Genomic DNA, 21,863 nt, shown 5'->3' on the forward strand with positions numbered 1-21,863 from the left:
TGCCCTATTCAGGTAGCCCTAATAGAGGCTTGCCTTCTGTGGGCTCCGGTCCGAACATTTGTTCGGCCAATCGCAATAGCAACGTCTCCAACTCTCGGTAATACTCCTCGGGTGGAAGGCTCGCTTTGTTGGACCGAAGCTTTGCGATGTCATCTTCGATGCCGTTGATGCTAGCAAGCTTTTCTAGGGAATACTCAGGACCTGATCCGAGCCTGTGAACTATCACGCGTTGAGCAAGCCCTCCATCGAGTTGGAGGCCATCGGCCGGCGCCTTGGCTGGTCGCAAACCTCGGAAGAAACTGGCTGGCGTTCCTTTCTTATCTCCATTGTCATCCAGTAGCGATTGCTCGGATGCCAAGCGACCCTCGTCCCGATAGAACCTAGCCACACTCGCCGAGGCCGCGAGGAAGGCTTCTAAGATCGACACGCTGGAATCGTGGTCCAAGTCGCTAGCGGGATCCGAAATCGCCAACGACAAATAGCCGCCAAATCGGGCAAAGTTTTGCTCCGCACCACTTTTGGTCGCAGTGATCACAACCCGATTCTTCCCCGACAAACTGGCGTGAAACGGTCCGCTCGACGATGCACAGTTCACGATGATCCATCGACTGGAATCCCCTTCCAAAGCCTTGGCAATTTCATCGGCCGATATATCCGGTCCACGCAAATTGAACTTCGCCCCCGACGCATCATGCGTTCCATGTCCGATCAACACCAACCACTTCGGCGCATCGCTCTGTTCATCAGACGATTGCGATCGCTCGGACAAAAACTCTAGAATGCGTGATTTGTCGTCCACCGACGCAGAGCTTTGCTCCTCATCGCCAGTTGTTCCATCGATCCATTCGCACTCCGATGGACCGAAGACCTCACTCCAGCGATTCCCCCAAGATTGAAAGAGCGAACCGTATTCCACCTCACCGGGCGCTCCTAGCACCACGAGCTTCGTGAACGGTTTTTTGATGCCTTGGTCGGTTTGTTCAAACGACTGCGCGAAACCACCTATGCTGGAGATACCCACCAACGCGGCCCCACCCAGAGATTGGATAGTCTTAAGCAAGTAGGATCTAGGCCAAGCCATAGCGTCGTCTCCATCCCCATTCCAAACACAAACATGCGATGGCGGCCACAATAACCCAGGATTGATGCCAGAGAGGAAACACGCGTTTCTCTTTGACAGGAATCTCATCGCTCGGGACATTCTCCACGAACGCATCCAATTCATCCCACCGCAACAACTTGCCCCCCGACCGCTCGGCCAACTCGCTCAAACTCTTGCGATTCTCCCCCAGCCCCTGAAACTCCTTCGCCAAAGGCTCGTATACCCAACCTGATTCGGCCTTCCCTGCATCGCTTCCGTCTTGTCCGGAACACTTTGCCTCGACCGTATAAACTCCCTCCGTGTCCAATAGAACAATCGTCTCATATCGCCCCGGCGTTTCGGCGGAGGGGTCGGCGAGCAACTCCATCTTCGTTCCGTCCGGCTTTAGAACAATCAGCTGCACCTGCGCATTGTCTAACGCTTGATAATCAGGACCTTTGACGTCCACGACGATTCTCCGCGCACGCGCGCTGTCTTCACTCTCGATCACCCTGATATCTACGGATTGGGGAACATCGGTGATGAGCCAACGGAACAACTGCCTCCAAGCTTGATAAAGGGGTGCGGGCTCTTTTCCTTCGCGTCGCATGGCCCAACGCCACCAATCTCCAATCATGAGTGCCGCCGTGCGCCCGCGACCAAACCGCTGGGTCGCCAACAATGGAATGGGGCCGCTGGCCTCCGAATCCCCTTCGAGAACTCCCTGCGCAAGCATCGAAGCACCGGGCTTCAATTCGCGGACGCGATTCCAGACTTGGAAGCCAGGCATCGATTCCAAGCGTTTCTTTTCCCCCGCCTCGGTATCGGCTAGTCGCATAAACGGCTGGAGCCAACCATCCCGACTCAATTGCATGCGAACCGACGCGATGGTTTCGATATTGGGATCGCTCGTAAGATCGGCAGCGAAGGGCGTACCCGGGTCATGATAAATAGGGAGCAGCTGGCTTAGCACCGATCGACTAAACTCGCTTCCTCGCATGGACTCCTGTCCCCCTAACGCGAGTAGCCCACCGCCGCGAATGGAGACAAATTGCCGAAGCATCGACTGCTGCTCCTGCGTGAAAAATTCAGGCTCGATGTCATCCAAGACAATAGCGCGATATTGATACAGCTCGCCTAGATCTTTTGGAAAGCCTTTCTGCAACTCGCCCGACTCTTTCACCCCCAATCGAACATACACAGGTTCATCGTATTGTTCTTTTTCTTCGTCGGAAATGTCTTCAAAGCCGGAGAACAGAGGATTGGAAGAGTCGACCCGATTATCGCGAAAACTGAACTTAGGCTCCTTTTTCGCGATACGAATCAATGCGGTCAGCTCGACTTCCGGGTCTTCTGATAACGCTCGCGATAGAAACTTGTATTCCCAATTGGGGCGTCCGGCGACGTAAAGAATCCGGTAGGGGCCCCTTCCGCGATCGATCACTTGATAGCGTCGATTGTTTAACAACGTCCACTCCGCCTCGGCGCCACTGTCCGATGTGCCTTCAGCCAGTGGTTTGACATTCAACTCGTAACCTTGCGCTCCGACGCTTGTCGGCCGAAATCGAAACTCAACCGGGGCATTCTCCTCGTCGTTGGGGAGGGAGACGGTTTTCGCCTCGATCTCCTTTCCTTCTTGATCTCGCAGCACCACAGTCACCTTTTGATTGCGAAAACCGAGATGGGCAATGGAAGCCGACAAGGTGACCGGCGCGGTTTCAAAATCCGATTGCGTGACCGAAACATCTGAGATTGCCAGATCGCGGACCTCCGATGCTTCCCCCTGAATGACCGGATAAATCGGTACTGGAAACGCGCGTTCTCCTGCGAGCTTTTCCCAGTCCGTCGCTTGACCGTCCGTAAAGAGTAGAACTCCGGCTAAAGGCTGTCCCCGAGTGGAATTCGATTCGGAATCATCAGGCGACTGGTAGCGTTCCACCAAGGATTGAAGCGATCGAATCAAAGCACTCTCGTCACCGGTTTGCTGTATTCCTTCAAAACTGTCGATTGCATGCAATGAATGATCGAAGAGATAACGGCGAATGCGAAACTCTTCCCCTAGTTTTCGCATCCAATCCGCTTCGTTCCGCAATCGTTCTTGCGACCAAGCCAATGGGTCTGTGTAGCCCATGGATTGGCCAATCGACTTCCATGTCTCTCGTGCGCTCTGCGAATTGTCGACCAGCAGGGCAAACGCATTCGCCTGCGGTTTGGCCCGCTCGGTGCTTCCCATGGGCTCGAGCAAACAGAACAGCAATAAACCAATTCCAATCGCGCGGATCGCGAGTGCCAGTGTCCGATAGCCCATCGGCATTCGACTGCCTCGATAGGAGAGGATACTCACAAAGAGTAAAAGCGCGCCGGCGATCAATACCCAGGGCATCCATTGGGGCTGCGCGAAGTAGAAGTTCGTCTCCGCCGAGAGGGTCTCCTCGATCATCGATTCGTTCCGCTCCCCAAGTTTTCGTAGTAGCGATCCAATTGTCGTTGAAAATTGGCTGGGACAGGATCGCGATCAATAGGCACCAGCGCGTTCTTCTCCGCGGCCTTTCGAAGCAACTCCTCGTTGACTTGCTCATGGACGCGGGCCAACGGTTCTGCGATCAATTTCTTGACCAAATCCCATTGTGGTTCTTTCGAATGCCGTTTGTATTCCACTCGCATCTCTCGGGCCGCCTCGCGAACCCGGGCCACATCCCCCTTCAAGTTCGGATCGTCGACCAACTCCTCCACGTCCCGCAACGCATCGGTCCACTCTCGATAATTCTCACCCGTCAATGGGGCGACGAAGCGACCTTCCCCCTGGGTTGGTCCGCCGCGCTCACGAGGGAGAAACGACTCGATGCTCGCTCGCTGCGAACCTGAAGAAGAAGGATCCGACGGATTGGCCGAGCCGGGTTGGTTTTGCTGGCCGGGTTGGTTCGATTCCGTTTGTTGGCTGGGGGAGGGACTCTGTTGACTCTGTTGACTCTGTTGACCAGGTTGACCAGGTTGACCAGGTTGACCAGGTTGACCAGGTTGGGGCTGCTGACCAGGTTGGGGCTGTTGGCTTTGTTGGGGGGGAGATTGATTGGATTGGATTTCGCGTTCGATTTGATCTTGGGCTCGGTCCAATTCTCGCAGCGCGCGTTGGAGTGACTCTTGCTCGTTTCCGAGAATGTCTTGGGCAGCCCCTTCAATTCCTTCTCGCAATTGCTCGATCGCTTGACCTGCCTCGCGTGCTAATTTCTCTGCCGGTTCGTCGAACCCGCGTTCGAGCAACAGCGAAATCTGGGTCAGCCTCTTCTCTACACCTTGTTGAGCTGCTTCACGGTAGGAATCGTATAGCTCCTCCGCCAAAAGAGGCTCGCTTGATTCAGCCTCCGCGACGGTATCGCGGATGTTCTGCATCAACTCCTCCCACTTCTTCTGCTGCTCTCGCCAAGCTTGAGAATCGGGATTCCCCTCCGGGTTCGCTCCTTCTGGACGAAGCGGAGACGCATCGTCTGCATTCGCGTTCAAACTCGCAGGTTCATTGCTTTGTTCGGATGGATCAAGCTTTTCTTCAAGTTCTCGCTGTTTCTGCTCTAGATCTCTGGCTTGTTGCACCATGTTCTTCATGGTCGACTCCATCTGGCTGGAGGACTCTTGTCGTAATTGTTCACGAGTCTCGTCCATCTGCCGCTGGGCGCGCGTACCCGAGGAAAGAGCGGAGGAGGTCTCTCCCTGCGCAAGGGCTTGCGTCGACTGCTGCAATTGCTCGCGCGCCTGTTCGACTTGCTCGCGTGCCTGCTCCATCGCTTGCCGATTCTCGTCTTCGTTCATCCGTTCCAGCAACTCGTCCGCATCGCGCACCATCTCCTCCTGATCTTCACGAAGACGCTGCAATTGATCTTCGATCTGCTCCTTTTCTTCTTCGGTCTTCGCTTCTTGAAGTGCGTTCTCTAGGTTTTTGAGCTGCTCGTTGAGGTCCTTTTGCCTCGTGGCCAGCTCTTCCAAGCGATTCATGACCTGTCTCGCTTCCCGTTCTGGAGTGGAGGGCTCAGAGTCTTGCGCCTGCTGCTCTTCCTGATAGGGGTTCTCCTGATTGTTCAATTCCAGTTGCTCAAGTTGCTGCTGTCGATTCTGCTGCGCGCTGCTGCGGGAATTGCTCCGGGACTGCTGCCGTTGCTGCTGGACAATGTTGTGTTCGCGTGCCCGTAGTTTCAGAAGTCCTTCATAGGCCTTTCGCTCCAAGTTGAGAGCCTCGCGGAGTTCGGTCAGGGATTGTTCTTGGCTCGCTGTCTGGAGTCGCTCCATGGCAGACTCCATCGCCCCCTTCAGTTCCTGAAGGTAGGCGGCCGATTTTTCGTCTTGGACCGACTCCTCCAGTTCCGCCGTTTGCTCCAACGCTGTCGCCTGCGATTCCCCCAATACCTTGACATCCTCCGAGAACGCCGAAGTTACCTTCTGCGGTTTCTCGCGGCGGAGGATATTCCAAGTCCCCGAGATGATCTGCTTTTGCAGTTCGGCTAACTCCTCGGCTTTCTGGGCCGCCTGGCTTTGCTGTTGCTGTTGCTGTTGCTGCTGTTGTTGGGCAGTGGGTGCCTCTCCCTCTCGGAAGATTTCTTCGAAGGGGCGAACCTCGGCGAAAAACATATCCCCCTCGACTCGTCTCACTTGGCCGGTGGTATCGACGTCTTCCGCCCAAAAGAAATAAGAGAGAAGCTGATCGGGCTCCGCTTGCAGGGATTCAAGGTCCACTAGGTGGGTGATTTCTAGTTTCCCTGCTTTGGAAGGGGTCGGTTCGATCTGTGACTCGGAAGGCTCCTGAGAACCTAGCATGACCGTCACACCGGTCCTCTTCACCTCAAAATCGTCCCGAACCATCGCTTTGAGGGGGACCTCTTGGAGAGGTGAAACCCTCAAGTCCTGTGCCTTCGCTAACTTGATCTCGGGCGCTTCGTTTCGAATCACTTTTGCCGACAACTTTTCATCGAACTTCGCCGAACGATTCTCTCTATCCAACAGCCTCACCATCCACTGCTTCGACGCGTCGATCTTAAAGGACGCCTCGAGCTGGAGCGGGTTCTCTGCGGAGGGAACTAAAGGGACCGTCACCCCGGTTTCATCGATGAGCTCGGCGCTCTGCAGCGGCTTGTTCACAAAACAGATCCACTTAAGCTCTGTTCCTTCTGCGACCGTCACGCGACGGGTATCTTCGATCGTTCGCGTGTCCTGCTTGGCATATTCAGGAGGCGCGATCGTCGCATCGCTCCGAACCAAGCTCGGGAAATCGAAAACCTGGATACGGTAAGCGGGACTCTGGAATCCCTTTGTTTCAACGCGGTAAGTCAAATCGCGCGTCACCTTGCGAAGATAGCCACCATAGATCGGATCTTGAAGCGAACGTTCCAGTCGGCTCTTGAGACTTTCCGATGGCGAACCTGTGCTGGAAGCCGGTCCATCTGCTGCGGCCGAATCCACAGGAGTGGGAACTAACCAGACTTGATCAGGCGTTTCGTCGCCTGGGAACCGCGCCGTCACGACCACATCGGTCCCTCGTTCGATTTCCACATCCCCCGGCTCTACAAGGACCTCACTGGAGTTCAATTCCGAAGCAGCTCCTTGATTCCGAACAACAGACTGCACCGACGCTGGGAAAATCGAAATCCAACTGACATAGCATGCCAGGGCAAGGCAAAGAGTTTGGAGACCCCAGACCGACAGCATTCGGGACGTCGGTACGGCTTGCCCCCAATCGTGTGTCCGGGCGTGACGAATGGTCTCATCGACCAGTTGCTTGCGTAGGAAGGGAGATTCGTTCGGAAGAGGCGGAGCGACGCTGGTCAGCAGACGTTGCTTCAAGTCGGGGTGTACCAACTCAACTTGCTCGGCCGTCCAAGTTCGATTGGAGTAGGACCATCGGTTAAGAATCCAGATAACCACCGCCAGGGCAACAGCCCCTACCCAGACAGTGCCGGAGGAGAGCGAGGAGGCTTGAGGGGGCAGAGAATCGTGGAAAGCACCAGTGGGGCTCACCATGAAGAGCATGAAGAGGACCAAGCCCAACCAAAGACAACAAAGAAGCCATGCGAATCGAATGCGACGAAATCGATTGGCGACGAAGTGAAGATAGTGGTCGATTTGCTGATCCATCGAGCGCTCCTTACCTATTGAACGAGCTGCCGTAGAACTGATTCCCTGCAGAATTCTACCCGGTCGGCACCTGCAGATGGAAGCAAATTGAAATACTCAGCCAATCGAAATCAAATCATATAGGACCAGTCGTTCCGTTCTTCTTGAGCGATTTGCCGATTCGGGCAATGCTGGCATCGAGCCGTTCCAATTTGTGCGTAGGCTTTTTTCATCGCGGTGAAGGTGCTCGCCCAGACCTCGGTTTCTTCACGAAAAATATTTTCGGGGCCGACGAGTTGATCCAACCCGACGTTTCGCATCGTCGTCGCCATGGCCGCGTGGACCCCGGAGAGCATGACCGTGACTCGTCGTTGTTTCATGCGTTGTATGAAATTCTCCATGACGTGCATGCAGACCGCGTCTGGATTGTTGCTTCTTCGCAACCGGATCACGATGAGCTGCGATGTATCCGGGAGGGATTCCTCGAAGGCTTGAAGCTGCCTCTCCAACTCCGGTGCGCAGCCGAAGAACATCTCCCCTTCGATATTCAAAATCCGGATGAACGAGCAGCGAACATCGGACTCCGTCGCCTCGCGGATGACGCGGTCGCTGGTGATGGTCAGCTCGTTGACTTTGATCTTCGCCGCTCGCGGAACGTAAAACGCGAACGAAAGGAAGACACCGATCAAAATACAAAACTCAATCGAAACGAAGACCGCAGATACCGCCGTCGCAATCATGATGATGGCATCAAAACGGGTCGCTTTGAAATAATAAACGATCGCCTTGGGATCCGTCATGCGAAAGGCGGTGAGGATCAAGACCCCGCCGAGGGCCGCTCGCGGGACGTATTGGGCCAAGGGGGCAATCAACAGAATGGTTCCCATCACTCCCACGGCGCTGATCACGCCAGACCACTGGGTGGCAGCCCCGCAAGCGTGATTGATGTAAGAACGGGTAAGCGACCCCGACCCGGGAAAACAGTGAAAGAAACTCCCCGCGAGGTTCGCGACCCCTTCGCTCAAGCACTGCTGGTTCATGTCGAGCTTCTGACCTGTTTTGGCTGCGATCGACTTGGCCATCGCCATTGCCTCCAAAAGCCCGAGAAATGCAATCGCGGCCGCGCTACTGGAAAGAGTCCGCATTTGGTTCCAGTCCAATGGAGGCAATGCAAAGGCGGGAAGCTCTCGCGGGACGGGATCTAAAAGCCGCACACCCGAGGATTGCGATGGATCGACGAAAGCCAGAAGCGCTGCGGAGGAAGCGATGGCAATCAGCAGCTCCGGCAACCCCAATCGCAAACGTCGATTGAGAAATCGAATGGCAACCGCCATAGCAATCGTGAACGTCGCAATACCAAAGGTCGGCAAGTGGATAGCTCCTCCCTCCGTCATCGTCCGGTAAAAACGAACGAGGAAGTGATCATGATGCCCGCCCATCGATTTGATGCCGAGGATGACTTTCAACTGATCGAGCAAAAGGAGAACCGACGCTCCCAACGTAAATCCGACGATTACCGCGTGGGAAATAAATCGAGATAAGTCTCCGAAGCGAAACAAGGCGATCGAGGTTTGGATCACGCCAATCATCAACGCCATCATGATCGCAGCACCGATCCACGAATCTTCAGGCAGCACCGCCAAAGCGCTCAGCATGGCGATGGAAATGGCGTTGGTCGGGCCGTTGATGAGTTGCTTGGAAGAATCCAGCAACGCGCCGACGGTGGTCATGACGATCGCAGTGTAAAGCCCCATTGCCGGAGGCATGTGGAAAATGGTGGCGTAAGCCATGCCCTGCGGGACGGCCACTGCGGCAACGGTCAGCCCTGCGAAGAGATCCCGCCGAAAATGATCCAAGCTATAGGTGCGAAGGGACTCCAAGGCCGGAACGTACTTGAAGATTCCATCGGCGAGACGAGAAGACATTCCGACCATTCAGGGTGAGTGCAGGCAGCGAGACCGTTATTGAGACCGCCCATTGTAATCGGTGGAATTTTTCTGGGCAGGAACCCCAACGTTATCGTCGCTACAAACCGACCAAGCTCCCCATTCAGCCCTCAAAACCCACGCCGCGTGGTTCCGAACCGATCGAATTCAGCGACACTCTCAAGTACGCTACACAGGGCTCCTGCGGCCAAAACACCTCCGCAGAGAATGGTTCCCCATCCATCGCCCATCATTTCCAACATTTCCTTTGGGGTAGGTCCGAGTTCATGAGAATTCAAAAAGCGGTTATCACGGCAGCCGGCCCCGGCCAAGGGGCATTGCCGCTCCAGCGTCTCGTCGATCGAGATGGAATGGAAAAAACGGCCCTGGAAATGATCGTGGAAGAAATCGACGCAGCCGGGATTGAATCGATAGGTATCGTCATCAGCCCGGGCAACGAAGAAGCCTACCGAAAAGCTGCGGGCCCCTACCTCGACCGATTGACCTTCGTCATCCAACCGGAACCGAGAGGCTATGGCCAAGCCCTCTTGTGCGCGAAGACCTTTGCTCGCAACGAACCTTTTCTCCACCTCGTCGGAGACCATTTGTATTTAAGTCGAAACGGCCAGCGTTGCGCTCAACAGATCATCGAGGTCGCAACCAAGGAAAACAGTGCCGTTTCCGGAGTGCACCCCACCAAAGAAAAGATGCTTCCCTACTTCGGTGCTATCGGCGGCAATCGCTTGCCCCAAACCGATCGTCTTTATGAAGTGAAGCGTGTGATCGAGAAGCCGACTCCCACGCTGGCCGAGCAGGAACTGACCATCGCGGGCTTTCGAAGCGGGATCTATCTCTGCTTCTTTGGTATGCACGTCCTAACTCCTTCGGTCCTGGATATCTTGGAATCCCTCGTGGACGAACATCGACGTCCTATCGCCTTGTCCGAAGCGCTGCAGGAGCTGGCACTGCGCGAACGCTATCTCGCTGTCGAGGTGGAGGGGTTCCGCTACAACATCGGCGTCAAGTACGGACTGCTGAACACCCAACTGGCTCTATCCCTCTCAGGAGTCGATCGCGACCAAGTCCTCAGCGATATGGTCGAACTGCTGGCCACTCGATAACGAACATCTCTCTTCTTTCGGCCCCGAAGTATGAACACACACTCTGCCAGTATTTGGATCGAGACGATCACATCGGAAGTAGACTCGGTTCGCAACCGCACGTTGGAGGAACTGTGCGGAAACTTGGATGCCCACGGATTGCTCGACGCGGCATACGAGCTGGATCGCTTTCGCCGCTCCGCCTCCAATCTTTACCACCGGGTTCGAGCCCATTTCTTTTTGGCAGCCCTCTACCGGTATTACTTGCCTCCCTCTTTTCCCGAATCCTCCGCTGGATTGCTTCCCTACGAAGCCTACCAACATATCTTGGGCCGCCGCTTTCCCGAGGCGATCGATCAATTGCTCGCGGTGCAGCGACATCAGGGTCCTACGGTCGCAATCGCCAGCGCGCTGTCCCGCGCTTACCACCAACTCGGCATTCAGACTCTTGCGGATCAAGTCAAACGGAGCGTCCGGACCGTTCGCGGCAACCAATGGATGTTCCGCATCGGCCATCCCAACGAACACCCGCTCCGTCTGAACCAATCGCTGCTCCGAAGTCATACCAACCAAGGTGACTTCCCGATCTTGACGGAAAAGACCAGTGTTCGAATGGATTTTTCGCATAGCGGTTGGTCGGATATCTTCTTTCTTGGCATGGACTTTCCTGAAGGTGCAAAGGTCCTCAATGCGTCCATCCACCTCGGTGTGTATGGACGAGACTCTCAGCCTCAACCTCCCGTGGAGGCTTACCTGCGCGTGATCGATCGCCCCGTACTTAGGTTGGTCAGCACCGATCTTGGGGCGGAAGCGGAGATTACGGAGATCGATGAAGTCTTCGATTTTGCCAAAGATTATTTGGGGCTGCTGAAAGGTGCGCTCATCGCATCGGGCGTTGTGCCCCCTGCTATGGAGGGATGCCACCGAAAAATGAGCGAGCTTCTCGCGACGTTGATTGGGAAAGAAGGGTTGGGACTGGAACTGGTCAGTCGCGTGAACAATATCCCAAAGGGATCTCGGCTCGCGGTCTCGACGAACCTTCTCGGGTGCTTGATCTCGGTGCTGATGCGTGCGACGCAGCAAGTAGGACGATTGACTGGTGAATTGGAAGTCGTGGATCAACGATTGATTACGGCGCGCGCCATCCTCGGAGAATGGCTCGGTGGATCCGGTGGGGGCTGGCAAGACTCGGGGGGGATTTGGCCAGGTATCAAACGGATCGAAGGAGTTCTCGCACAAGAAGGGGATCCCGAATTCGGTATCAGCCGCGGAAGACTGCTGCCACGGCACACCGTCCTCGACGCGAAGCGGATACCGCGGGAATCGCTCGATGCGCTCCAAAAGAGTCTCATCCTCGTCTACGGAGGAATGGCTCAGAACGTCGGTCCGATCTTGGAAATGGTTACGGAAAAGTATCTGGTCCGAGCCAGCCAGGAATGGCGAGCCCGAAACGAGGCGATCGGGATCTACGAACAAATTGTTACGGCTCTTGAAACCGGCGATATTCGACGCGTCGCCAATCTTACTACCAAAAACTTCACAGAGCCCCTTCAGACCATTATCCCGTGGTGCACCAATCGGTTCACCGATCGCATGATCGAACAATGCCGCGAGCGGTGGGGAGAGCAGTTCTGGGGCTTTCTCATGCTCGGCGGGATGTCGGGAGGCGGCATGGGATTCTTCTTCGACCCCTCCGTGCAAGACGCCGCGAGACCTTGGCTGCTTCGATCCCTGGTCGAAACCAAACAAGCCATGGAAACGCAATTACCTTTTGCCATGGATCCAATCGTTTACGAGTTTTCCATTCAGGAAAAAGGTTCATGGGCCAAGCTGCTATCCGGCGATGAGGCCATGATGCCCGATGGTTATTATTCAATCGTTGCACCGAAGTGGATCCGGCGTGAAATACGAGACCTCACCCCGCAGGTCCAACGGGAATTGGGACGCTTGAACCATCTGTGCCGAATGGAAAGCGAAAAAGCAAAATGGCTACTAGATCGGATCATGCCACAGCAAAATCAACGGGGTGAGTCGGCCGCTGAATTGCGTGAACGACTGCAGTACCATGGCTTTGACCGGGAAGTGCATGAACAAATTCGAACCGATCTATTGGGAGGCCGCATCGGACTTTCCGAAAATAGGCTTCCGCCCCAATCGATCATTGAAGATGTCTCGCGCGACGACATCATCGACCTTCGAGACATTCCTGTTGCTCCGGCCGCTTTGATTCGAAGCGGGGAGGGTTCGGTGGGCGCCAAAGCTATTTTGGAGAACCAAGTCGCTGTGGTTACACTCGCTGCGGGGGTCGGATCTCGTTGGACAGGAGGCGCGGGAGTCGTCAAAGGGCTTCATCCATTTTGCCGATTGGCAGGCCAGCACCGAAGCTTTATCGAAGTCCATCTCGCAAAGAGCAGGCAAACGTCCCGCCGATTTGGAGCCAATATTCCGCACGTCTTTACCACGGGATATCTCACACATGGTCCGATCGAACGCCATCTCAGCGACGTCAAAAACTATCGTTATCCAGGCCCCGTCCACCTCTCGAGAGGCCTCTCGGTCGGGCTGAGAATGGTCCCTACGGTGCGAGACCTCCAATTCCTCTGGCAAGAAATGGCGCACCAAACACTAGACGAGCAACAGCAAAAGGTTCGAGAGAGCGCGCATGCAGCGATTATCGGTTGGGCTCAAACAGCCGGCGAAGCATCCGATTACACCGACAATATTCCAGAACAGTGCATGCATCCTGTCGGCCATTGGTACGAGATTCCAAACATGCTTCGGAACGGATTGTTGCACCGAATGCTCGTAGAGCAACCCAGCTTGCAATATTTGCTACTCCATAACATCGACACCCTCGGAGCCAATATCGATCCATTGGTGCTCAGCAAACACATCGAATCGAACGCCTGCCTGAGCTTCGAAGTCATTTCGCGTCGTGTGGATGACCGAGGGGGTGGGTTGGCTCTCGTCGACGGCAAACGTCGTTTGGTCGAAGGCATGGCGATGCCGTCCGATCAGGACGAATTCAAACTCTCGTTCTATTCCTCGATGACGACTTGGATCAGTATCGACCGGCTTTTGCAAGCCTTCGAGCTGAAGCGATCTGACTTGGGCAACTCCGACCAGGTCGAGGAAGCAGTCCGAGCATTCGGTCAACGCCTTCCCACCTACATCACCATTAAAGATGTGAAAAAGCGATGGGGATTAGGGCAGGAAGATGTGTTCCCTGTCTCCCAATTCGAGAAGATTTGGGGGGATATGAGCAGCCTTCCTTCGATCGCGTGCGAGTACATTGCGGTCCCCGCCGTGCGAGGACAACAGCTCAAAGATCCTGGACAACTCGACGGCTGGGTGCGAGATGGTTCCGCCGACACCATCGAAAGAATGTGTGATTTCTCTTGAAGGGGCATCGATCCATCGCCCTCTAACCGATTCGAGTGCAAAGCAAGATTTGTAGGAACGATCCCTCCGGACGCTGAACATACCGATTGATCAACCAGCTATTCGCATCGATCGGGTGAGGAGCACCCACATAACCCCCGTGCCAACAAGGTTCTTTGATCTGCCGCCCCATCGCATCCGTAAACTCCACCTCTTCGATTCGGTGCATCGATTTGTCCAAGAGACTTAGAATGTGGATGCTCCCATGCGAAACCACAGCAATCCGCTCGGTGATGGGATCGTAGCTAAAGGACTCCGCCACACCGTATTCCAAATCGGTCAGAGGAGTGCATGCCCCCGAAACCAAATCGACTTCGATCACCTGGGGCAACCCGCGATCGTCGCGCCACAGGCTGAAGATACACCCCCGCTGAGGATCGGCGACTAACCAGTGCCGAGGGCCCTGAATTCCTGGATATTTGCGGTCGGTCAGTTGTGTCAGTCGAGTGATCCGTACCATCGACTCCCATCGCGAATGAAAGTCTTGCTCTGCCGATTCCGAGCGACTCCCTTCCGCGATCAGCTCGCGAAGCTCTGTGTCCGAGGGGAGATGAGCCAGGAAGATTTCTTGGATCCGTTCGTCCGACTGCGGACTGCGCCATACCGTTCCCAAGAAGGCGATTCGATCATTCCCCACCCAGCATTCTTCGAGGGCTTGCAATATCCCGTACCGAGTCGGGGGCCTGCATACGAGAAAGCTGGCCGATTGCCCGATAAAGTTCTCCGCTTGGTCCGAGACCGCCGAAGCCCCCCACGCGGGAGGAGCGAGTCGCAGCGAACTGAAGCCGACGGTTCGAGGCATATCGGGAGTGAGCGCGTCGTTGTAGGTGAAACTGACTCGGTTGCCATCAGGGCTCCAGCTGTGGGCATGGGTTCCTCCCGATAGTTCACCCAAACGGGGGTGCCGCTGCAGCACACGTTGCTCCAAGGCACCGATGCGCGAGGAGGCTTGATCCCAAATCGCTCCGAACCGACGTGCGGCACCGTAAGGTCTTTCGCTATTGCAGTTGTTCACTCCATGAATGAAGACCACTCGATTCTCATGGGGATGGCAAGCAGCCGCACCGACACCCGGCCCGAATGCGGATTGGGTCGGGGTCTCGTAAAGCGTTTCGATCGATCCTGTTGGAAGGTGGATCCGTGAAATCGTTTGAGTCGAAGCGATCTGTGGGTCACCATTCCTTCCATCGAAGATTGCCCATTGCCTGTCCGGCGAAAGGACTTGCCTCCGATTCAGCGTATGCCCCGCCGGTCGATCGGTCAGAAGTCGAATGGAAGCCTGGAAAGTTGGGATGGACGACATGAACAAGCCCCGGGGCCATAGGGAATGGGTCTGCTATCGCTCGACGCGATGCCAGAAACAGAGAGCCCGATTTGGAAAGTACGGTGAGGATATAAGGGACCGTGGAAACCGCGGATTCTGGAGATCGGATTTTGAAGCCCCGATTCTGGAGTACAATGTGGTGCCGGCGGCAGTGGATTCCTAAGGAAGGTTGACTCACACCGCCGAAGCGTTCCCCCCCCACGTTTTACCCTCGATTGGATTTTAGGACTATATGAACTCGCCTGCAGCCGATGCGATGGAGTCCCCCGATGTTGCGCAGGCCGAACGGTTGCAAAGTGCGATGGCAAAGGTGCGGAAACAAGTCGCCAATGCCATCGTGGGTCAAGACAAAACCGTCGAACAATTGCTGATCGCCATCTTGGCCGGCGGCCATTGCTTGCTCGAAGGAGTGCCTGGATTGGCCAAGACGCTTATGGTCCGGTCGCTCGCTCAAGCCATGGAGCTACAGTTCCAGAGGATTCAGTTCACACCCGATCTCATGCCGGCCGACATCACAGGTACCGACATCATCCAGCAAGCCAACGACGGCCAGCGGCATCTCGTCTTCGAGAAAGGGCCCGTCTTCACGCAGATCCTGCTCGCGGATGAAATCAACCGCACCCCTCCGAAAACGCAAGCCGCATTGCTCGAAGCAATGCAAGAGCACTCGGTTACCGTCGGAGGAAAGCATTACCAACTGCAAGAGCCTTTTTTCGTCCTCGCAACGCAAAATCCGATTGAACAGGAGGGGACCTACCCCCTCCCTGAAGCACAGCGTGATCGATTTCTCTTTCAAACGATCGTCGATTATCCAACACGCGATCAAGAAGCCGCTATCATCGACTTGACCACCGGTTCGAAAAGCTCCTCCATCACTCCTGTCGTCAACGGCGAAGATATCATCGCCTTCCAAAAACTCGTGCGCCTCGTACCATTGCCCGAATCGGTGAAGCAGCTTGTTCTGAACATCGTCCGATCGCTACGTCCCAATGATTCCGACGCTCCGAAATGGGTTCCTGGGTTGGTGCAGTGGGGCCCGGGACCGCGTGCGAGTCAACAGTTGGTGATGGCGAGCAAGGCGCGCGCTCTTCTGTCCGGCCGCTACCATGTCACGACAGAAGATTTGGTCGCGCTCGCCCCGCCTGTATTGCGTCATCGAATTGTTCCTACGTTCAGCGCTCAAGCCGAGGGGATCACGTCCGATGCCATCATCGCAAAATTGCTTGAGCAATTGGTCCGACGATAATCTCATTCGATTTGGACCATAACTGTGAAGAATCCCCTTCTGCGATGGCTCACTCCCACCGACATGACACGTGTCGGGTCGCTGCAACTCTTGGCGCGTCAAGTCGTCGAAGGAGTACGGGGTGGGATTCACCGTTCACGGCATACGGGAGCTAGTGTTGATTTCAAAGAGCACCGCCCCTATGTGACGGGGGACGAAATCCGCACGATCGATTGGAAGCTCTTCGGAAAGACGGACCGCCTGTACATCCGACAGTACGAAGATGAAACCAATCTACGTTGCACACTTTTGATCGACCAAAGCGGTTCGATGCGTTACGCGGGACAACAGTCTGCCGGTTTGAGCAAACACGAGTATGCGGTCCGGCTCGCTGCATGCATGGCTTATTTACTGGTGTCCCAGCAGGACGCGGTGGGGGTAGCAACGTTTGATGCTAAGATCCGGCTCTTTCTCCCGCCGAAGAATCAGCCCGGCCATCTCCACCACATCATGGAACTCCTCGCGCAATCCACTCCTGAGGGTGAAGCGGATTGGGGGCAGACCACCGAAGAGTTTTTACGTCGCAGCAAACGTCGAGGTTTGGTAATTGTCCTCTCCGACACCTTTAGCGACGCAGACTCGGTGGTGAAATCTCTGGCGCTGCTCCGGAGCAATCAACAGGAGGTCGTCCTATTTCAAATTGTCGACGAGGACGAACTGGAGTTTCCTTTTCAACAGAGAACGATGTTTCGGTCTCTGGAGCTGGCGACCGACGAACAAATCGTGGAACCCGCCACCATCCGAGCTCGGTATCTCGAAAATCTCGCTTCCCACCAAGAGACGATTCGAAAGGGATGCGAACAGAATGGTGTGGACTTGATTTCGTTGACCACCGTCCAGTCCTATAGCGAAGCCATCCAGCGGTACCTAGCGCGGCGAAGAGGGGCTCGATGACGTTCCTCAATGCGATCTTGGCGATGGGAGCAACAGCCTTTGTCTTGCCCCTCGTGATCCATCTCCTCTATCGGAGCCGATTCCGTGTGGTCGAGTGGGGGGCGATGCGCTTTCTGCAGGCAACTCGCAGCTCGAATTCCAGACGCTTTCAACTCAAACAGTGGCTTCTCCTATTGCTCCGATGCCTGATACCGGTTTTCCTAGCGCTCGCGATGTCCCGACCTCTCATGCAATCCTGGAGTTCAGGGGGCCTGGGCAGTTCCCTTTCCCTCGCAATCCTTTTGGACGACTCGGTCTCCATGCAGGCGCTGCGAGAGGATAGTACCACGCGCTGGAACTATGCGCTGAGCCAGATCGCACAGCTTCGTGAAGAGCTGCCGGAAAACGCTCGCGTCGCCGTGGTTCTTGCGGGAACACCACCCCGAATCATCGAAACGGAAACCAGAGCCGACTTGGCGAATTGGTTGCGAGCAGCTCGCGAGAATCCCTCGATTGCGGGAAGCCTCGATTCCGAGAATTCTCAGTCACTAGCCCTCGAATGGCTTGGTCGGCAACAAACCTCTTCCCGATTTATGCTCCTGGCGACTGACTTGGAAGAGAAAGATTGGGCGGCAAAAGAAGAATCGTGGACGAGATTTGCGGATCGTCTTTCAGAACAAATTGTTGCGCCCAAGTTTTCGCTGCTTCATACTGCGGATGCATTATTCGAGCCAACCGAACAGCGATTGCTACGAAATGGGAGCATCTATGTTCGGGAAACGTCTCCCAGATGGGTTACTCCTAACGAACCAATAGAGTTGAAAGCGGTTGTCTTCAACGATAGTCATGAGGCTTGCAATGACACCCCAATTCGTTTGTTCATCGACGGGAAAGAGGTGGAGGAGCAGCGTATAAGCTTAGGGCCAAATAGCCAAACAGAAGTCACCTTCAGGTGGACACCGTCCGAGACTCGCGAGTACTTGGCCCGTATCGCGATGGACTTGGACGACCGTTTGCGATTCGACAACGACTCCTATATTTCCCTGCGTGTCCTTTCTCCGGTTCGCGTCATGCTGGTCGATGGGGATCGAAAGCCCGAGAAGATGGCGAGCGAAAGCGACTATCTCAAGCTAGCGTTGGCACCCTTCTCGCAGTTGGCGACTGGGAGATCGGACCCCTTCGAGTGCACGGTCGTCGGTCCCAACGAATGGGGCGAGGCCCAAATCCAGAACTCGGAAGTGATTGTACTTTGCAACGTTCCGAATCTCACCGAGAGCCAGTCCTCGATCTTGGCCAACTGGGTCCAAAGAGGGGGAGGCCTTTTGGTTTTCCCGGGCGACCGAACCAATGGAGAGGCTTGGAATCGTTTGCCTCTTCTAGAGCACGGAGGGATCCGGAGCACGGAGGTAAAACCTCGGTGGATTGCGGAGTCAGCGCTACCTCTCGCCCCAGGTGCGAGCAATCCCTTATCGCCTGTCGAGTCGGATGAGAAGATCGCTATCGACACCGACAGTTTCCAGTGGAGCAAGCTGCGAGAGCTTTCCAGACCTAGCCTCGAATCGCTCCGAGACACGCTGATCGAAGCCTACACCCCGATCACCGATTCCCTACCCAAAGGCTCTCAAGTCGTGGCGAAGCTCAGCAATGGGGACGCATGGATTGTTCGCTCTACACTGGGCAGAGGAACCGTTTTATGGTTCTCCTTCTCATGCGATCGCTCGGATTCCAACCTACCCTCCCGCGCGGCATTTGTGCCACTGGTGCAACGTATTGTTTCGGATGCAGCGGAACGAGATGCTCGATCAGCCTTACTCGCGCCTGGAGAGCCATGGTCCATACCCAATCCCCCGCCCCGTGAGATCAGTACTGCGGGACAGGTACAAGATGGGTTGCGAGAGAGCCTCACCGTCATCGATCCTTTTGCGGCGATGAGAGAATGGCAAGGTTCCGAATGGCTCGATACGCGGCAGCAGGGAGTTTACGAAGCGAAATGGAAGCAAGGCCCCCTCGAGGTGCGATCTTTGGCAGTCGTCGATTCCCGCGTGGGGGAAGCGGAGGATCAACGCGAATCTCGCTTGCTGCCATGGAGCCCGAATTCCGCGAAGACATGGTTGGAGGAAAGAAACTGGCCCGTTTCCCAATCTACTTCCGACTATCTGACCGCGATGCGTGCCGATTTCCTCGGCCGTGAGATATGGAGCTGGTTTTGGATCGGTGCCGTTCTCTGCTTTCTCGCAGAAATGGCGATCGAGCAATCCTATAGGAGCAAACGGGGAACGAAAGCGAAGGCGATACGAAGAGCGAGCGAGGTGCCATCGCGATGAGATTGGAGTTCACAGGAAGCGTACCCGGTTGGTGGATTGCAGCGCTCGCATTGCTCGGAGGGATGTTGATCGCCAGTTGGTATTGGCGCGAAACGCGATGGTTACAGCGCCCCTGGAGCTTCGTCCTTCCCTTGTTACGAGCGATGGCGTTTGCCTTGATGCTCGGTATGCTAGCGGGGCCGACAATTCGATACCAGCACGTCGATGGAACGCTCGGACGGATCGCTTGGGTTCTAGATCGATCGAAGAGTATGGCGATCCAAGATCCGGGCAAAGACCAGTCGAGAATCGATCAATTGCAAGCGGCGCTCCAGGCCAGTGGCAGCGGCAATCCTCGCGGAGGGGTCATCGATCGCGTGGCGGAAAGCCATCATCTGCGTCTCTTTGCTGCGACAGGTGAAAAGCTTTGGGATTCTCTTGAGGATCCGGAGCCGGTTCCCTCGGCCATCTGGAATGCCGCTGAGAGCTCGACTCCGCTCGGAGATGTGTTGCTCTCGATCCTTTCGACCAGCGAACAAGCGGAGAATACTTCGAATCCTGATTCACCCGCCGCGTGGGACGCGATCGTTCTCCTGACCGATGGACAGAGCAACGTTGGAGCGACCGTCGACGATGTGGTTCGTTCTAGCGGCCGGCGCGTCCCTATCTATTCACTCGGTGTCGGGGATAGAAATGAGCCGGTGGACATCGCCGTTTTGGAAGCGACCTTTTCGTCTTCGGTGCGAAGCGAAGACCGATTGCGAGGTAGTCTGCGAGTGAAAGAAACCTTGCCCGTCGGAACGGTCTATCGTGTTGGAATAGAACACGAGGGGGAAATGGTTTGGAGCCAAGAAGTCATCTCGCAGAACCGGGGAGTGTATGAAGTTACCCTGGATGTACCCGCTGCTCCACTTCTCGCAAGAGCCCAGCAGCTTCATCCCTCCCGATTCGAACAACGAGCTGTTCCATTGGACTTGAACGCATGGGTCGAAACCGAGGCCGCCGAACTAACCCAGGAAAACAATCGTTTGGCATCGTCGGCTTGGGGCGTCGTCAAGCAGAATTCGCTACTCCTTTTGGACCCGCTAGGTGGTTGGGAGTCTCGATATCTCCGCAACGCACTCGACCGCGATCCTGCGTGGAAGGTCAACGCGTTCCTGGGACCGAATGCTTTCCGTTCCGAGTTCTTTCCACGCACCAAGCAAGAACTCTTCGAACTTGATCTTCTCATCATGACCATGGAGAGCGCCAGCAGCATTCCAGCCGACAAACAAGCTTGGCTGCGAGATTATGTCGCATACGCAGGAGCCGGCTTGATCGTCCTCGATAGCGTCAAAGGCACCGACCAAATCCCCCCCGCTTGGCTGCAGGAATTGCTGCCGGTACAAGCCACCGAAACTTCGGCGCAGCCAAATGTTCCGAATCCTGACTTGGCATCAAGTTTACCTGCCAATGTCCTAGGGAATTCCCGAGTCGCGATCCAGACCTTGAAGCTGACATCGATCGGTTCGCAACAACCTGCCTTTCAATTTGAGTCCGAGGGGATCGCAAACCAAAAGCTTTGGAGTCAATTGCAGCCACCCCACACGTACCGAAACCGAGAACCGAAAGGAGGAGCGGAGGTGATGGTAGAGGGGATCGTGGACCGGAATCGGTCGATACCGTTGATCGCGACGCAGAGATTCGGACAGGGGCGTGTCGTTTACTTGGCATCCGACGAAACATGGCGTTGGCGATATGGCGTATCGGATCTTTACCATCAACGTTTTTGGAATCAGTTGGCGGGATGGATCATGCGTCCCCCTTTCATCGTTCGCGGGGAAAGGATTGCAATCGACGCAGGAGCGAGAGTGGTCCGGCATGGCGAGTCCGTAACCATTCGAGCCAAAATCTTGGGTGACGACGGGTTACCGATCGGATTGGAGCGTGTTCAAGCGACGGTGGAAGGGAATGGTCAGACCGTTGCCGTCGTGGAACTTCAAGCGGTCGAGAATGCGGAAGGTTTCTTTGAAGGAGAGTGGACCATCCCCTCCACGGGAGTCGTCCCGATCGAGGACTCGCTGGTTCCCATCGAAGGGGAATATCGAATCCAGCTTGTTCCTGCTGGTCTGCCTGAAGAATCCAAGCTCCTCGCCACGTCCATCTATGTGATGCGCCCCCCGGATCGGGAGTTGGAACAATTGGCTCGGAATGAATCCCTGCTCCGGAGCACGGCGGAAGAGACGGGTGGTCAGTATTTGGATATTCAACAAAGCGAAGAACTGGTCGAGCGATTGCGAGCTTACTCGAATGGTAAAGTCCTCGGAGTCATCCTCCCCCTATGGCAAAGTTTCCCTTGGTTCTTTGCAATTTTGATTTTGCTAGCGTCCGAATGGTGGCTCCGTAAACGAGTGGGTCTGGTCTGACGTCGGGAGGCGAACCGTATCCTTGCAAGC

11 protein-coding genes are annotated in these 21,863 nt (G+C 55.5%); 6 read left to right on the forward strand and 5 right to left on the reverse strand.

The genetic code is table 11. The features are described from left to right. Positions 1-4: 4 nt before the first annotated feature. The 4 genes from VN12_RS18935 to VN12_RS18950 all read right to left on the reverse strand — a co-directional run bounded on the left by VN12_RS18935 (position 5) and on the right by VN12_RS18950 (position 9,102). A complete protein-coding gene (locus tag VN12_RS18935; RefSeq protein WP_146678281.1) occupies positions 5-1,081 on the reverse strand; it encodes a hypothetical protein in 1,077 nt (358 codons plus the stop codon). After that, positions 1,068-3,521 carry a hypothetical protein gene (locus tag VN12_RS18940; protein WP_146678282.1) on the reverse strand — a complete coding sequence of 818 codons (2,454 nt, stop codon included), beginning with the start codon at positions 3,519-3,521 and terminating at the stop codon, positions 1,068-1,070. The genes VN12_RS18935 and VN12_RS18940 overlap by 14 nt, the downstream gene beginning before the upstream one ends. Beyond that, positions 3,518-7,198 carry a hypothetical protein gene (locus VN12_RS18945; RefSeq protein ID WP_146678283.1) on the reverse strand — a complete coding sequence of 1,227 codons (3,681 nt, stop codon included), beginning with the start codon at positions 7,196-7,198 and terminating at the stop codon, positions 3,518-3,520. The genes VN12_RS18940 and VN12_RS18945 overlap by 4 nt, the downstream gene beginning before the upstream one ends. A gap of 110 nt (positions 7,199-7,308) precedes the next feature. After that, positions 7,309-9,102, reverse strand: coding sequence for a SulP family inorganic anion transporter (locus tag VN12_RS18950; RefSeq protein ID WP_168164498.1), 1,794 nt, complete (start codon positions 9,100-9,102; stop codon positions 7,309-7,311). Between the two features lie 287 nt (positions 9,103-9,389). Between VN12_RS18950 and VN12_RS18955 the strand changes: the two genes are divergently transcribed. Further along, positions 9,390-10,223 (forward strand): sugar phosphate nucleotidyltransferase, encoded by an 834-nt coding sequence (locus VN12_RS18955; protein WP_146678285.1) that lies wholly within the window; start codon positions 9,390-9,392, stop codon positions 10,221-10,223. Between the two features lie 30 nt (positions 10,224-10,253). Next, the gene (locus VN12_RS18960; RefSeq protein WP_146678286.1) at positions 10,254-13,604 is read left to right on the forward strand and encodes a UTP--glucose-1-phosphate uridylyltransferase; all 3,351 of its coding nucleotides are present in this window, start codon (positions 10,254-10,256) and stop codon (positions 13,602-13,604) included. A gap of 22 nt (positions 13,605-13,626) precedes the next feature. Here the strand turns inward: VN12_RS18960 and VN12_RS18965 are convergent, their stop codons facing one another. Continuing rightward, positions 13,627-14,946 (reverse strand): DUF3748 domain-containing protein, encoded by a 1,320-nt coding sequence (locus VN12_RS18965; RefSeq protein ID WP_146678287.1) that lies wholly within the window; start codon positions 14,944-14,946, stop codon positions 13,627-13,629. Positions 14,947-15,199: 253 nt separating this feature from the next. Between VN12_RS18965 and VN12_RS18970 the strand changes: the two genes are divergently transcribed. Genes VN12_RS18970 through VN12_RS18985 form a run of 4 tightly spaced genes read left to right on the forward strand, consistent with a single transcriptional unit; the run spans position 15,200 to position 21,833 of the window. Beyond that, positions 15,200-16,213 carry an AAA family ATPase gene (locus VN12_RS18970; RefSeq protein WP_240491193.1) on the forward strand — a complete coding sequence of 338 codons (1,014 nt, stop codon included), beginning with the start codon at positions 15,200-15,202 and terminating at the stop codon, positions 16,211-16,213. 24 nt (positions 16,214-16,237) lie between these two features. Then, on the forward strand, positions 16,238-17,146 hold the full coding sequence (locus VN12_RS18975; RefSeq protein ID WP_240491194.1) for a DUF58 domain-containing protein: 909 nt from the start codon (positions 16,238-16,240) through the stop codon (positions 17,144-17,146). Then, on the forward strand, positions 17,143-19,449 hold the full coding sequence (locus tag VN12_RS18980) for a BatA domain-containing protein (protein WP_146678288.1): 2,307 nt from the start codon (positions 17,143-17,145) through the stop codon (positions 19,447-19,449). The genes VN12_RS18975 and VN12_RS18980 overlap by 4 nt, the downstream gene beginning before the upstream one ends. Continuing rightward, entirely contained in the window at positions 19,446-21,833 is a 2,388-nt protein-coding gene (locus VN12_RS18985) for a VWA domain-containing protein (protein WP_146678289.1), read from the forward strand. The genes VN12_RS18980 and VN12_RS18985 overlap by 4 nt, the downstream gene beginning before the upstream one ends. Positions 21,834-21,863: the final 30 nt, after the last annotated feature.

It is taken from the genome of Pirellula sp. SH-Sr6A, assembly GCF_001610875.1.
Lineage (GTDB): Bacteria > Planctomycetota > Planctomycetia > Pirellulales > Pirellulaceae > JBKCUI01.

Bases quoted from the DNA above. Each gene is read 5' to 3' on its own strand.
- VN12_RS18945 (WP_146678283.1), bottom strand. From the start codon at position 7,198: ATGGATCAGCAAATCGACCACTATCTTCACTTCGTCGCCAATCGATTT.
- VN12_RS18985 (WP_146678289.1), top strand. From the start codon at position 19,446: ATGAGATTGGAGTTCACAGGAAGCGTACCCGGTTGGTGGATTGCAGCG.
- VN12_RS18960 (WP_146678286.1), top strand. From the start codon at position 10,254: ATGAACACACACTCTGCCAGTATTTGGATCGAGACGATCACATCGGAA.
- VN12_RS18940 (WP_146678282.1), bottom strand. From the start codon at position 3,521: ATGATCGAGGAGACCCTCTCGGCGGAGACGAACTTCTACTTCGCGCAG.
- VN12_RS18935 (WP_146678281.1), bottom strand. From the start codon at position 1,081: ATGGCTTGGCCTAGATCCTACTTGCTTAAGACTATCCAATCTCTGGGT.
- VN12_RS18955 (WP_146678285.1), top strand. From the start codon at position 9,390: ATGAGAATTCAAAAAGCGGTTATCACGGCAGCCGGCCCCGGCCAAGGG.
- VN12_RS18965 (WP_146678287.1), bottom strand. From the start codon at position 14,946: ATGTCGTCCATCCCAACTTTCCAGGCTTCCATTCGACTTCTGACCGAT.
- VN12_RS18980 (WP_146678288.1), top strand. From the start codon at position 17,143: ATGACGTTCCTCAATGCGATCTTGGCGATGGGAGCAACAGCCTTTGTC.
- VN12_RS18970 (WP_240491193.1), top strand. From the start codon at position 15,200: ATGAACTCGCCTGCAGCCGATGCGATGGAGTCCCCCGATGTTGCGCAG.
- VN12_RS18950 (WP_168164498.1), bottom strand. From the start codon at position 9,102: ATGTCTTCTCGTCTCGCCGATGGAATCTTCAAGTACGTTCCGGCCTTG.